At 62.1% G+C, this 14,658-nt stretch carries 10 protein-coding genes and 2 pseudogenes; 10 read left to right on the top strand and 2 right to left on the bottom strand.

What is annotated here, in order from left to right:
• From EOS_RS35915 to EOS_RS35950, 8 genes are all read left to right on the top strand, one after another.
• A partial coding sequence (locus tag EOS_RS35915) for a pentapeptide repeat-containing protein (RefSeq protein WP_047896978.1) occupies positions 1–977 on the top strand: 977 nt, incomplete at its 5' end.
• Positions 974–1,927 carry a pentapeptide repeat-containing protein gene (locus tag EOS_RS35920; RefSeq protein ID WP_047896979.1) on the top strand — a complete coding sequence of 318 codons (954 nt, stop codon included), beginning with the start codon at positions 974–976 and terminating at the stop codon, positions 1,925–1,927. The genes EOS_RS35915 and EOS_RS35920, both read left to right, overlap by 4 nt.
• A 58-nt stretch (positions 1,928–1,985) precedes the next feature.
• Positions 1,986–2,630 (top strand): DUF3540 domain-containing protein, encoded by a 645-nt coding sequence (locus tag EOS_RS43815; protein WP_053064157.1) that lies wholly within the window; start codon positions 1,986–1,988, stop codon positions 2,628–2,630.
• A gap of 9 nt (positions 2,631–2,639) precedes the next feature.
• Positions 2,640–3,056, top strand: a complete 417-nt coding sequence (locus EOS_RS35930; RefSeq protein ID WP_047896980.1) for a DUF4150 domain-containing protein — start codon at positions 2,640–2,642, stop codon at positions 3,054–3,056.
• A 2-nt stretch (positions 3,057–3,058) separates the two neighbouring features.
• A complete protein-coding gene (locus tag EOS_RS35935; protein WP_053064158.1) occupies positions 3,059–3,775 on the top strand; it encodes a type VI secretion lipoprotein TssJ in 717 nt (238 codons plus the stop codon).
• A complete protein-coding gene (tssK, locus tag EOS_RS35940) occupies positions 3,772–5,157 on the top strand; it encodes a type VI secretion system baseplate subunit TssK (RefSeq protein WP_047896981.1) in 1,386 nt (461 codons plus the stop codon). Before EOS_RS35935 ends, tssK begins: the two co-directional genes overlap by 4 nt.
• A gap of 3 nt (positions 5,158–5,160) precedes the next feature.
• A complete protein-coding gene (locus EOS_RS35945; protein ID WP_053064159.1) occupies positions 5,161–5,814 on the top strand; it encodes a DotU family type IV/VI secretion system protein in 654 nt (217 codons plus the stop codon).
• A 1-nt stretch (position 5,815) separates the two neighbouring features.
• A complete protein-coding gene (locus EOS_RS35950; protein WP_047896982.1) occupies positions 5,816–9,901 on the top strand; it encodes a type VI secretion protein IcmF/TssM N-terminal domain-containing protein in 4,086 nt (1,361 codons plus the stop codon).
• An 846-nt stretch (positions 9,902–10,747) separates the two neighbouring features.
• Here the strand turns inward: EOS_RS35950 and EOS_RS35955 are convergent.
• Positions 10,748–11,134 (bottom strand): annotated as a pseudogene (locus tag EOS_RS35955) (IS110 family transposase); the annotation flags it as partial.
• 74 nt (positions 11,135–11,208) lie between these two features.
• Between EOS_RS35955 and EOS_RS35960 the strand changes: the two are divergent.
• On the top strand, positions 11,209–11,724 hold the full coding sequence (locus EOS_RS35960) for an SRPBCC family protein (RefSeq protein ID WP_200908740.1): 516 nt from the start codon (positions 11,209–11,211) through the stop codon (positions 11,722–11,724).
• A gap of 394 nt (positions 11,725–12,118) precedes the next feature.
• Here EOS_RS35960 and EOS_RS45825 read toward each other — a convergent pair.
• Positions 12,119–12,264: pseudogene (locus tag EOS_RS45825) on the bottom strand (IS6 family transposase); the annotation flags it as partial.
• Positions 12,265–12,636: 372 nt separating this feature from the next.
• On the opposite strand from EOS_RS45825, the gene EOS_RS35965 reads away from it, so the two are divergent.
• Positions 12,637–14,658 (top strand): hypothetical protein, encoded by a 2,022-nt coding sequence (locus EOS_RS35965; protein ID WP_047896984.1) that lies wholly within the window; start codon positions 12,637–12,639, stop codon positions 14,656–14,658.

The following is a 14,658-nucleotide window of genomic DNA, read 5'->3' on the forward strand; positions in this document are numbered from 1 at the left end:
TCGACGGCGCCGCGCTGCGGACTGCACGCGGCGAATCGTTCGAGCGCGTGCGTGTAGAGGACGCCGATCTGTCGGATATCGATCTCACTGGCGCGAACCTGTCCGGCAGCGAATTCATCCGTTGTGTGCTGAATGGTGCGTGTTTGTCCGGCGCGCAGCTTGCCGATGCCGTTTTCACCGATTGCAGGCTGGATGGCGTGAACGCCGAGCGCGTGAGCGCAGGACGCCTGATGGCGAGCGGCTGCTCGTGGGTGGGCGCGTCGCTTTCGCAAGCTGACCTGTCGGCCGCGCGCTGCGACGCCTGCGACTTCACGCGCGCGAATCTTTCGGAGGCGGTGCTTGAGCGTTCGAGTTTCAGCAAATGTTTATTTGCGGATGGCTCGTTCGCGAAACTACGTGCGCGGCGCGCGAATTTCTCGATGTGCGACTTGACCCGCACCGATTTCACGCAGGCGGAACTAGGCGACGCGATTATCGAAGATGGTCCGCTGGATGACGCGCGCTTTACGCAGGCATCTCTTGCCGGTTCGTCCTGGTGGGGTGTCAAAGGCGTTGCGATCGATTTCAGCGCCGCAAATCTCGCCGGCGCGCGCATCGGACGGAAAAGCGGTTTCGAGCGCAGCAATTTCGACGGCGCCGACCTCACGAACGCCTGCGCGAGCGACACCGCATTTACCGCGAGCACGCTGCGTGGCACCCGGCTCGACAAATCGCTGCTGTCGAATTGCGACCTCTCTGGCACCGACGCCTGTCGCGCGACGGCGCGCGCCGCTGACCTCGCTGGTTCGCGCATGAACGGCGCGCGCTGGACAGGCGCGAACCTGATGCAGGCATCGCTGCGCCGAATGGCGCTGAGCAACGTCGATCTGAGCGGCGCCAACCTGCATGCAGCCGATACGAGCGGGGCGCGCTTTGAACGCGTGCTGCTCACCGACGCGCTGATGACGCGCTTCAGGCTTCCCGAGGACGCGTCATGAGCGCAACCGTGCCGCTTCGAGCGGAGGAACTTCTTGCACGCCGCCGCGACTCGATGACGATATCGGGCCTGTCGATCGCAGGGGGCGACTATCGCGGCATTGATCTGTCGGGCGTGCGCTTCGACAACATCGACGCGCGGGGCGCGAGATTCGCCGGGGCGTCGCTTGAATCGAGCCGCTGGGCGAACTGTCGCATTGACGGGACCAGCTTCGAAGCCGCCGACTTGACGCGCGCGCGTCTACAGACGTGCGGCGGCGAAGGCGCGATCTTTTCGCGCGCACGGCTCATGTATGCGGAGATGCATACGTGCACCTTGCGCGGCGCAATCTTCGACGGTGCTGATCTGACGCGCGCGGCGCTCGAGCAGTCGGATTTCCAGACGGCCGCGCTCGAAAACGCGTTGCTGAGCATCGCGTGGTTGCGCGCATGCAATCTGGCGCACGTCGATTTGCGCCGGGTGAGCTGGAACACGGTGCAGAGCGTCGACTGCGATTTCACCGGTGCCCGGCTGGAGGATGCGCAACTCGTGCACTGCGCGTTCGATGGCGCCCGCGCGCCCGGTGCCGATTTCACCCGCGTTCATGCGCCGTACTCGTCATTCGCGCGCGCCGACCTGTCGGGCGCGTGCTTTGCCGGGGCGTTCCTGAAGGGTGCGAAGTTCGACATGGCGTCGATCGGCAAAGCCAGCTTCATGGCCGCCGACCTGACGATGGCGCGGCTTGTCGGCGCGAGCGCCGGAATCAGCCTGTTTGCAGACGCCATTCTCGCTTATGCGGACTGTTCGCATATGCAGGCGCCCGCCGCCGATTTCTCGCGTGCGGATGTGACCGGCACGAACCTGCATGCCGCGCAGCTCGACGGTGCGCTGTGGACTGGAAGCAACCGCGCGGCGGCACGCGATACCGACATGGAGCAGCTCGCTGCAGAGCGCTGGGAGCCGTCACGATGAGCGTGTCGGCATATACGGGCCGGCAACGGTCCGCGGATCTTTTATCGAGGGGCTTCTGATGAGTCATGTGCATGCGCTTCACGCGGCATCGGCAACGTTTTTTCATGCGCGTGTGATTGCCGCGGATGGTGAACGATTCGCGGTGGCATACGATGCCGGCCGTTCCTGGGTCGACGTCGCCGCGGGCTGCCTGCTTTTTCCGCAGGTCGGCGACACGGTGCTGGTCTCGTTCGCTGACAGCGGCTATGTGCTGACCGTACTGCGGCGCGGAGATGCGGCGGCGTGCGAAATGCGCTTCGAAGGCGATCTGAAGATCACCGTGGCGAACGGCCGGCTGGACCTGTCAGGCGAACACGGCGTCGCGCTCGACGCACACGCCGGTCTGACCGTGCGCGCCGATGCGGCGGCGATACGGCTGGGCCGCGCGCATCTCCATTGCGACGAACTCGCCGTTGTCGGCGGCCGTGTTCATGCAGCCTGGGGCGAGAGCGCGCTCGTGACTGAACGCCAGTTTGTCGCTGCCGCCCATGCCGAAACAAGACTCGGCGAATCGGTCCGGCATGTTGCCGGTCACGACGAACAGGTGGCGGGCTCGATGCGGCAAACGGTTTGCGCCGACTGGACCGTGCAGGCCCACGATGCATCCGTCATCGCGGCGCGGCGCGTGACGGTGGATGCGGACGAACAGATCCAGCTTGGATGAGGTGACGACATGTTCATGCTGAACAACGGCGGCGCGATGGCGCTTGCAGTGCCGGATGTATGCATTACCCCCGTGCCGACTCCGGTTGGTCCGGTACCCACACCGCTGCCGTATCCGAACATGGCGACGACCGCCATGGCGGACCCCGGCGGCGTCGTCGCGAAGGTGCTGGTTGTCGGGATGCCGGCGCTCAACATGGGATCGAAGATCACGATGACACTGGGCGATCAGCCTGGTTCGCAAGGGGGCGTGATTTCACACAAGGTAATGGGCGAGATGAACTTTCTGCTTGGCAGCTCGACCGTGATGGTCGGCGGCAAGCCGGCGGTGCGGCTCACCGCGTTGACCGGCCATAACGGCGCGCCGCCGAACGCCGAAGGTGCGGTCATAGCTCCGTCGCAGACGATCGTGATGGTGATGACGTGAGCATGTCCGGCCCATCTTCGCGGCAGGCGCGCATGCCGTTCATCGGGTTCGCTCTGGCAAGCGTCGCCATGACGGCGGCGATGCTGACCGGCTGCTCGTCAGTCAATGGCATGTTCGGCGGCAACTCGCAGGCCGACGCCCTCGGCAAGCTCCAGTGGGGTTACCAGGACCGCTCGATCGACGTCGTCTGGAGCGCGGACAGGGCGCTCAACAGTCACGGCGAAACGTCGCACACGCTCCTTCTGGCGATCCTGCAGTGCACGGACCCGAACGTCTTCAAGGCGTACGTCACGGAGCCCGAAAAGCTCGCGACGTTGCTGTCGGCGAAAACAGTGCCGCAGGGTTTTCTGCAGGTAGACCGCGTGTTCGTGCAGCCGGGCAGCGACGGTGCAATTTCGCTGGCAAGGGCGCAGAACGCGCAATACGTCGGCGTGGTCGCGGGCTACTACGCGCTGGAGCCCGCGCGGGTGGCCCGTCTCTACCGGATCGGCGTGAGCGTCGACTCACAAGGGTTCCTCATCAAGACTCGTACAGCCAGCCCGGCGTCGCTGCAGATCAACCTCCAACTGGGGCCTGACGGGCTTCTCGGCGGCGAGTCTTCTCGTGCCTTGCCCCGTGCACCCGTTCAACCCAAAGCCGGCGAGGTGCCGATCACGGAGCCATCACCGGAAAGCACCACGTCTCGTGTCCCTTACTCAGATCGCGCGAAAACATCATGAACATTGATCAGCCTGTCTACTGGCACCAGGGACTATTCCTTCAGCCGCAGCATCTGCAGCACAACGATCGTTTGCAGGCACATCGTATCGGCCGGCTGGCGAACATCGCACTGCCGTATTCGTGGGGGGTGGTGTCGCTGCAACTGAATGAAGCGGCGCTGGAAACCGGGCGTCTCACGCTGACGCAGTTGACCTTGCAGTTTCGCGACGGCACGCTGGCCGAATTTCCGGGCAACGCACTGGTCGAGCCGCGCAGCTTCGAACCCGGTGAGCTGGCCGCGGGGCCCCGCACGGTCTATGCGGGCTTGCGGCGCCTTGTGCCGGGCCAGCCGAACGCGAGCGTGTACGAGACGTTCGATGCCGCGGCGCGCGCGCAAACGCGTTTCGCCACGCTGGCCGACCCCGAGAGCGTGCCTGACTACCTCGACGGCGAACGCACGGCGCATGTCCGTTCCCTGAGCTACGTGGTGCGGCTGTTCTGGGAAGATGAAGTGTCGAGCCTCGGCGAGTACGAGCTGGTTGCGATCGCCCGGATCGAGCGCGACGGCCAGGCGACACGCGCGGCGTCGCGCTTCATTCCCCCTTGCGTCAACCTGGGCGCATCGCCCGCGCTGAGCCAGACGTTGCGCGATATCCGTGACGAACTGGTTGGCCGTGCCCGCCAACTCGAGGTGTACAAGCAGCCGCACGATGCAGCACAGGGCGATCTCGAGTTGAGCCAGATGCGGCTGTTGTTCGCACTCGCGACACTGAACCGCTATGGTCCGCTGCTGTGCCATCTGATCGAGACGCCGCAGACCCACCCCTGGCAGATGTACGGCGTGCTGCGGCAACTGATCGGCGAGCTGAGCTGGTTTTCCCTGCGTTGCGACATGCTGGGCCATGCGCCAGATGGTCGGGTGCTGGTTCCGCCGTACCGGCATGACGATATCGGGCCGCAGCTCGCGGCCCTGGAACTGCTGATCGGTCAGATGATGAACGAAATCACGTTCGGCCCCGAACAGGTGGTGCGCCTGGCCGAGACCGAGGGCGTCTGGATGGCTGATCTGCCGGCCTCCTTTTTTGCCACGCGCAGCCGGTATTACCTAGTCGTGCACGGCGCGGCCGACCCCGCGCAACTGGGTGAAGCGTTGCCACGCGACGCAAAACTGGGCACGCCGGCGGAGCTGGATGCGCTGGTCACGCACTCGCTGCCTGGTGTCGAACTGATGTATCTGCAGGTGCCCCCTTCCGGCATGCCACGGCGAGGGGGCGCGACCTATTTTCGTATCGAGCATGAATCGGACACGTGGATGTCAGTGGCCCGGGCGCAGGCCGTCGCGCTGTTTTTCGCCGGCGCCCCTGCGCAATTCGCGGCCGACCTCGTTGCGGTAAGGAGATAGGACATGCGTCTTGCCCATTGCTGGATGCCCGTCGTCGAGCGAGTACGCACGGAACTGTCCGCCGCCTCAACGGAGGCCGGCACGTTAGCCGCGGCGATCCCGGCGATGCTGGACAGTGCGCAGACCAATGCGCGGCGCGTCGGATACAGCGAACGGGAAATCGGCGATGCGCTGTTCGCCGTGATCGCCTGGATTGACGAGCAGGCGATGACGCGCGCATGGCCCGGTGCGCCGGCATGGCGTCTCGCGCCATTGCAGCGCCGTTATTTTTCGACGACCCGTGCCGGCGTCGAGTTCTTTCAGCGCGCCGAGGCATTACCACCTGAAGCCCACGGCGTTCGCGAAGTGTATGGACTGATGCTGATCGCCGGTTTCGAAGGACGCTTCAGCAGCCGCCCGAAAGCGGAACTGACGGCGTTTCGAAATGGGTTGCTCGAAGCCTTGTCGAACGCCGCGACGGCGCCTTTGTCGGCGCGGGGGCCGTTGTTTCCCATTCCACCCGCGGCGACACCAGGTTCGTGGCGTCCCTCGAACAGGCGCTCAATGCTTCCGCCCGTGCTGGCGATCACCGTTCCGCTGGTCGTGCTCGCGACGCTGTACGTGCTTTACGACGGCTTGCTGGATCCGCTTGTCAATGCATTGTTGACTGGCCATTAATATGCTCAAGAAAATTGCTCGAATTATTCTCGGGTGCGTGCTCATCCTGGCGCTGGCGATACTGTGCTGGGTGGTTGCGCTGTATTGGGACTGGCCACTCTGGAGCGGTATCGCGCTTTTTGCCGGGGTGCTGGCGGCGGCGTGGCTTGCGGGACGCACGCGTCGCGCGTGGCTTTCCTGGCGTTTGCGACGCAAGCTCTTGCACAGCTCCGCGGGTGCCGCTGGCGTGGACAGCATCGCCACGCTCGATGCCGCGTGGAAGTCGGGTATCCGGCTTCTCAGACGTTCCCGGCTCTCGCGCATGGGCGGCGCACTCTACGCGCTGCCCTGGTTCCTGATCCTCGGCGCGACCGGCAGCGGCAAGACCACCCTGCTTACCCGGACGAGATTATCGTCAGCGGTGCGTCTTGTGAGCCAGCGCCAGCCGGTCGAGCCGACGCAGGCGCTCGACTGGTGGTACTTCGACCACAGCGTGGTGCTCGATCCGGCGGGACGCATTTCCAATGAGGGCGATCCCGACAGCGCGAACGGCGAATGGCAAAGGCTTTTGCGACGGTTCCGGGACAGCCGTCGCCGCGAGCCGTTGAATGGAATCGTGCTGACGATTTCCGCCGTGTCGCTGCAGAATGGCGATCTGCAACAGCTGGCCGATGCCGGGCAGGAAGCGCGCGCTCGCGTCGACGCGCTGACGCGGGTGTTCGAAGCGCGCATACCGGCCTACGTGGTGGTCACGCATTGCGACAGGATTCCAGGCTTTGTTGCCTGGGGACAGGCGCTTCCTCCGGAGTCTCGCCAGGCACCGTTCGGCGTGATGGCGCGTGGCGCGAGCGGCGGTGAATTTGTCGATGGGGTTTTCGAAGGCCTTCGCGAGAGACTCGCGGAGATCCGTATCGAACAGGGCCGCCAGGGCACACCGGATGACTCCGCATTCTTCTTTCCTGAATGCATCGCGCAGATCGAGACGGCGGTTGCCGCGTATCTGTCACCTGCGTTCGACGAGAATCCGTACGGCGAAGTACCGCTTCTGAGCGGACTCTTCCTGACGGCTGAAGTCCCGGATGGCGCACTGGCTACCGGTCCGGACCGGCAGCCCGCCGCCGCACCGCAGGGCTGGTTCAGCCATGCGCTGTTCGACGAATTGCTCCCGTCACGGCGAGCGGCATACGAGCCGCTCGCGAGGCTGCGTTTCTGGCAGCGTTTCCTGCGGCACCGTGTGGTGCTCGCGTGGCTCGTTCTGTGCGTTGCGTTGGCGACGCTGATGACCTTGAGCTACCTGGATTCGCGAGCGACGCTCATGACGGTCGCGGCGCGCGAGCCGCAAGCCATCAGTCTTTGCGGCAATCTTTCCGCGGATCTCGCCGCGCTGGGTGAATATGGCGACACGATCCGGCTGCTGGATGGACGCAACGCCAGTCTGCTCAATCGCTGGTTGCCGTTCCGCTCACAGCTCGTGCGCGTGTCCGACACGTTTCATGCGAAATTCTCCGCGGCCTTCGAGAAGTGCGCACTACGCGGTGGGGTTGACGCAGTCATAGGACAGGACCTGCTGGCCGTCGCACAGCGTGGCGACGACGCGATGATCGCGGCCTATGCACAGCATCTCGTCCGGCGCATCAACCTGATCGATGCGGTGTTCGCCGGGCAGCCGCTCTCTGCGTTGCCGTTGCCCGGCAGCGAACTGACTGCGATCCAGAGCATGTCCGGGGCGCACCCGTCCTTTGACGCGGCGGTCCCGTCGCGCTTCGGGCAACTTTATCTCGACTATGTCCGTTGGCAAGGTCATCGCGATGTGCTGTCGGCGCAAAGGTCCGAACTGCGAAGTGAACTGACGCAGCTCAGCCTGGCGGCGCGTTCGCCGTCGTGGCTGGTCGCATGGGCCGATCTGCAGGGCGACCTTGCACCGGTCACGCTCGCGTCGTTCTGGAACATACCGAACCGGCCTGACCTTCCACGCATTCCGAGTGCATACACGACGCAGGGCTATCGCGCGATCTCGGGCTTCCTTGGTGAAGTGTCGCGTGCAAGTGGCGATACCGCGCTCTGGCGGAACCAGAGGAGTGTGTTCGAGACGAATTTTCGTGAGACATTGACCAAGACCTGGTACCGCTTTGCAGTCGACTTCGACGGGTCACGCAGTGTGCTGACAGGTGAGCCGGAATGGCGGGGTGCGCTGGCCTTGATGCTGACGCATGAGGATCCGTACCGCAAGCTGATCCAGGCGATCAGCGAAGTGTTCCGGAACATGCAGAAGGTTGCGCCCGACGGTCCGCCGGCTCCGGCATGGGCGCAACTGGCGATGCGGCTTGACCCGCTGTATACGGCATCTCGTCGTGAAACGAACGCGCCGTCGCCGTCACGGTCCGCGGGGCCACTCGCCTTCTTCAAGCTTGCCAATGCGGTGGGCAAGAGCGTATTGCGGCCTTCGCAGGTGTCCGCGTTCACCCAGGTGAGCGGCGCCCGGCGCGACATGGAGCGTGCGGGGGAACTGGACCAGTATTGGGGGCAACTGGCGACCACGATCGAGGAGATCGAGAAAGGCAGCGGACATGCACTGCAGGTCGCGGCCGATACCTACGGGTTCAGCAGTAACGCTTCGATCAAGGAGCCGGCGTTGATCGCCGCTGCGCGTGGGCTCGACCGGCTGGAGAGCAGCGATGTCGCGAAAGCGCCGGACGATGCGATCGTATGGAATCTGGTGCGGGGACCGCTCGCGTTTACGCTCGACTACGTTAGCCGGAGCGCGGCGTGCACGGAACAGAAAAGCTGGGAAGCACAGGTTCTGGCGCCCGTGCAGGGCATCACCGATCCGTCGCGGCTGGATCAGGCGTTGTATGCCGACAATGGTCTGGTGCCCACGTTCATGGGCGGCTCGGTCAACTCGTTTGTCGACCGCGACGCGGTGCGCTACCGGCCGCGCGAAGTGATGGGGCAGCGGATTCCCTTCAACGGGCTTTTCTACGCGTTTGTCAGCCGTGCGCAACTGGCGCGCGTCAATGACGACACCGCGCGGCAGCAGTCCGACGCGCAGCGCAAGGCGGATCAGGCGGCTCAACAGGCGCGCGACATGGAGCTGCGCGCACTGGACCAGCAGGTGAACGACATGAGTTCGCAGATTGCGCGGCTCACCGCGACGAGCGGTGTGGTGAGACTTACGGCGCAGCCCACACAGACGAGCCGGGACGCAACGTTGTTGCCGCAACAATCAACGCTCACGCTGCAATGCGCGAGTGGCACGACGACGCTCAACAACTACAACTTCCCGGAAAGCGCGTCGTTCAACTGGGCGATGGCGTCGTGCGGAGACGTTACGCTCAACGTCCAGTTCCCGCGCGTGACCTTGACGAAACGGTGGACAGGTCCGCGCGGGTTCATCGATTTCTTGCGCGCAACAGCGGATGGTGAGTACCAGTTCGATCTGATGCACTACCCGGACGCGCAAAAGGCGCTTGCCGATGCACACGTCACATGGATCAGGACGCCGTATCAGCAGGAGGGGCAGGAGGCTTTACTGGTCAATTTCGCGGAAGCCGACAGACTCAGCGCGCAGTTGCAGACACTGACAAGCCGCCGTGCCGCGCTGCAGGACGCGGCGGCTCAGGCTGCGGCTAGCGCGGCTCAGATTCCAGTCGACACAATCCCCGATCTCTTCGAACCCATGTCCGATCTTTCGACTCCGGCAACGGTTGCAGCCTGCTGGAACACCTCGCCGGCGTACCCGGATGGAGAGGGCATCAAGCCGGAAATTGTCCCGCTGCCGTCGAAGCCGCCATTGCCGGTGGTCATGCGCGCGGTCGCCCCGCAACAACCGGCGCACGATGCCGCACCCGCGCGGAAGGGGCAACAGGCGGGCGGAGCGTTCGACATTCAGGTTGGCGTGTTCGCGGACCCGGCTCGCGCAGAGGCGAGTCTGAAGTCGCTGGGTCTGCGCTCCGAGACGACACCGATGCAGGCGCGCAGCGACGGCACGTCGCTGTACATGGTCCGCGCGCCGGGTTTCGTGGATCGAGCGGAGGCCGCCGCGGCTGCGGGCCAGATAGGACAGGCGCTCGACCTGACACCTATCGTCGTGACCGCGCAACAGAGGTGAGTGGTGATGGCGTGCTCAGATGCTCCGCGGCCGCACAGATTTTCCGGATATCAAGTCCTTTTTCTGAAAGACAGCCGGATTGCGCCGGAAGGATACTTCGGTCGCGCGACGGTCTGCACGCCATCGCGTTGATCGGCGTGGCACACATACGAACGAAGACGAGCGGTTCGCCGTCGGTGCTCCGTTGATGCATGAAGATGACGACGTGCAAGCTTGATCCATTGATTCGGGAGATTCATCGACGCTCAAGCGCAGGGCTTTCCTTTACCTCGCCACGCCGTTCGCCGCGGCGCTGTTTGCCGGCCAACGGGTGTGGGGACAGCGGGCCGAACAGATGCTGACGCCAGAAGTCGCCGGCGATCCTGCGGTGGTCGATGCCAGTGCCTTTGGTCAGTCTGTGGCGCGCTTGGCGACTATATGGGGGCGTTTGACGAAAGGGGGCGACGCCCATTAGCGGGCCGGTGTCAAGTGAGCAAACAACACCACGACTGCGCAAGCAGCCGGTTTCGTATTTCAATATCCGATCGCAGTAGCTGATCGCGCCCGTTTCTTCGATTCATGGCTGCGACGGATCGCGCCAGACACCCATCTAGAGATCTAGCATGCCGTGATGTAATGCACGATTGCCTTGGTGGCGATTGCCACCCCAGAGAAACGTTGGTGCCAGGCGAGGTCCAATGGGTTTCGCAAAACCATGGCTGTTGTTTGCACAACGCCAGTCAAAGATGGCTCGTCGTCCGGGCGACCCGGTAATCTACAAACAGCCGGTGGAGCAAAGGGATGACCGAATCAAAGCCATGGATTCTGACCAGTCAACTTACCGGGCTCATCCCCTTACCCCACCTTTTAACCAAAGCCGTGGCTTACTTCAAATGGCTTGTGCTCCCGAAGCATGTGATAGCAGGCACGCGCCAGCTTGTGCGCCAGCGCCTTGATCGCGACAATCCCGTTGCGTGCACGTTTCTTGCGCTCATAAAAGCGTCTCGCCTCGGGGCACGTGCGGATGGCAAAGTTGGCCGCCTCGACGAATGCCCACGCCAGGTACCTGTTACCGTTCTTTGTGTTGCCTTCGCCTTTCTTCCTGCTGTTGCTTTCCCGCCGGCTATCCACGCAGCGGCAGTACGAACTGAAATTGCCCACATCTGCAAACCGCGAAATGTTTCCAGTTTCCAGCATGATCGTGGTTGCGAGAACAGGTCCAATGCCTGGAACCGAGTTCAGTAACGCGTAATCCGCAGGAACGTGTGCGAATGTCCATTTCTTGAAGCATCCCAACTCCAGAGCTGAAAATGACACACGATGAACAGTTGAGCACCGCCGACATTGAGCCTGTAATCGCGAGCATCAACGTTCAGGCCACGCCGACCCGCGCGTTCGAGTTTTTCACCGCCGGCATGAGTCGTTGGTGGCTGCCGACCCAAACGGTCAGTCCATCAAGACCTCTGATCCACCAGGACGATCCTGTCGCTAAAGTCGTACCAGCAATCGAACTACGGGTGGGCGGTCGCTGGTACGAACGCGCTACCGACGGTAGCGCGTTCGACTGGGGCCGCGTTCTTGTCTGGGAACCACCGAAACGTCTTGTTCTCGCGTGGCAGATCGACGCTAAGTGGCATTTCGACCCGACGCTGCTTACCGAAATCGAAGTGCGCTTCGATGCACAAGCCTCGGGGGCAACGGAAGTCAACATCGAGCACCGCGGGCTTGAACGCTACGGTGCCGCCGCAACTGCTGTGCGCACCGCGCTCGCCTCGTCCGAGGGCTGGAGCGGTCAGCTGAAAGATTTCGCAGCGGCACTTACGCAAAGCGAACCTAAACCTTAGGACGACGGAGCTAGCAGCGAAACGGTCAATATGGGGCAACTTCAGAATTCGGAAAATACCGTACGCCAGCATCCGGCAAAGCCTTACTGGGCAAGGACGCAATGGAATTACGGCGCAATGTCTCGCGCGCTCTCGCCTCCGAGCAGCAAGTTGTTGATTTTATTGATGGTGCAATGCGGCTAACGTGCTAATTTTTCCGAATTCTGAAGCTGCCCCTACAAGCGCATTTTCGGCAACACCATGAAGGCAGCGAGCGCTGCCGCAGCAGAAAACCGAGGCGTGGTTCAGTGCGTCTGCACTAAACCGAACGACCAATCTTGGAATGCCGGTGTCCGTGAAAATCCAACAAGTAGCGAACATCGGGGCGCTTTGATCAAATTCTTCTTTATTCAACAACGCCACGCGCGGCCAGCAACTCCTCGACCATGCCCCGACTCAGCGGGAAACGATAGTACAACGATAGTACAACCACACCGCGTAGCCGATCACATCGGGCGGGAAGCGATAGCCCGCATAGGACAGTGGGTTGTTGGTGGCGATGGGTTCTGCTGGGAGGCTGGTTTCATGACCGACATTATCGCCGCATCCACCTCACGCTGCCCGCAAGTTGACAATACCAAAACTTATAGTCCTGTCGTTTTTTTGGGCGATGCGGAATCTCCGAAACGCTAACGTGTTCATACCTGCACAAGGTCGACAGGTTTGTCATGCGCCAGGCCGTGGAAGATTCCACAGTTGCGTCGACTCGCCGACGGCTTCGCCGTGAAAAACGGCAAGACTAAAGCATCGCGCCGTTTCGATTTGTTACGCCTGGTTGTTGAAACGGCCGGAGCGGTATGAATACTTCGGAATAGGCTATCGCGCCGCCATGTGCGAGCTGGTTGATCCTGACTACGATTTAAGGAGAAGGGCATGGGCCTTGAAATCCTGACGAGGATATTTCCTGTCGAGAAGCCGGCCTCTATTTTTGACGAGGCGTTCGACGCCACGTTTACGGGCAATTTGTCTACGAAGAACCTTGCCGCGACCGTGTACCGTACTCTCTTCTGCGAGGTCGAAGATACCTACGAGACCAATTGTTGCGAGGCCATCGCTCCTGCTGAGCTCGACGCTCCTCCCGAGGGCAGCGCTTCGCCCGAGGCGGACGTTCCTCCCGAGGCTATCGCTTCGCCCGGGGCCGGCGCTCTCCACGAGCCCGATGCTTCTCTTGAGGCCGGCGCTTCACTCGAAGTGGCCCTTTCCAGCGGGATCGGCGTTTCCCCTAGTACCAGCTCTCGCTTCAAGGTCTCCGTGAACAACGTGGCGCTCGACTTTGACAGTATTTGCGGTCCCGGCGGTACGGTAGAAGAGAAGGGGCAACTGGCTCTGGAAGGAGTCGAGAAACTTATCGCGTGGGAGTTTGAGCGGCAAAACCATTCCGCTTCGTTGGCTAAAGTTGCCGCGAAGGAGGTGGCTGCATTGATGCTTAGCGGGGAGTTTTCCTCTGTTGACGAGAGTGTCATCATCGGGGCGCGTGCAAAAACAGAACTCTCTCCGTTGAAGGTGGTGAGCAGCGGTATGAATATCGCTTTTTTCGACGGGTTCATGCTGTTACACAAAACCTCAGGCTGGACGACGATCGATCCCACGCAGGCGAAAGGCGGCAAATGCGAACTGGTGACTGACTTCGCTGTAAGAATCAGATTAGACCGGTCGTCCAGTATGCGCGAGATTTTCACGCCCAACGCCACGGAAAAATACACGTTGACCGCGGAGCCTGCTTTTTTTCACGTCGGCGGATTCGCGGTACGTGAGATGACGGGCACGGTTGAACAAAAAGTGCGGGAAAGAGTATTGGAGCTGCTACGGGAAGTACTCGCGGCAATAGGAATCGATTATCACGAACGTGCCCCAACGGATATGGACAAGAACGGCATCCACGCGAGTCGCTGTCCAGGCATGACGGACCTGGAAGACAGTGATCGAGAGGCTGCTCCGAAAGGAGTGATGGCAAGCAGTGTGGGGCCAGGCAAGGTAGTCAGTTATACGGCCTTCGAGATGATAAAGATGTCGCGTGTCGCCGAGCGTCTGCCGTCATGGAGCACAACCCACCTTCCCAGGAAACCCGTGGCCAAAACGGCACCGGTCTTACTTGCCACGGATAAAATGGTCCCGACTCCGGAAAATCCCGTCTTGGTCGAGGAGGAGGACGAAGATGGATTCTCGACGATCCGAGATACGGCAACAGAAGTTGCTTCGTCGCAGGTCAAACCCGAGAATGTCGAGGTCGTACAGCTTGGCGGCGGAATCAACGCCAGAGGACAGCTGGCGCCTGCCGAAGTGAGGTCCGCAATCACGGCCATGCTTTCCCCATTCGAGGATGGGGGGGCATGGCGCAAATCGGATGATACGTATGATGCCGGCGTCCCGGCTCCGGCGCCCAAGTTTCTCGTGCGCGCCGATGGGGCTGCCCGTTTGCTCGTATCTTCTCCGGTGCACGACCTTGACCCTAAAAGAGAAACTCCGCAACGGCTTGCCGCGAACGGAAATAGATCGATCGATGACGTTATAAAGGACCTAAAGACCGATTATTCTGTGGGCCCTGTGCGAGTGTTGATTCCCGTCTCGCAGGGCAACAGAACGACCTTCAAGTTTATTCGACGCGCCCATTGGGTTCTACTCGACCTTCAGTTTGACAACGGCGTGCTCCGGACGACGAAGCTGTACGACTCCAAGGCGAGCAGTTACACCTACGACGGGACAATGCATGTGCAAAATGCTATGGAACGGGCTGAGGTTCCCGTAATTCCGGTCGGGTTACATTGCAAGGGAGATCAAGGGTTTCTTGATAACATAAACTGCGGGAGGTTCGTGATCGATTACGTGGAACGTGCGGTAGCCGGCGGGCGCCTGGGCGACGAGCGTAACGCCGCATTGATCGCGCCGGCGGCCTGA

The sequence above is a fragment of the Caballeronia mineralivorans PML1(12) genome (assembly GCF_001028175.1).
Lineage (GTDB): Bacteria > Pseudomonadota > Gammaproteobacteria > Burkholderiales > Burkholderiaceae > Caballeronia > Caballeronia mineralivorans.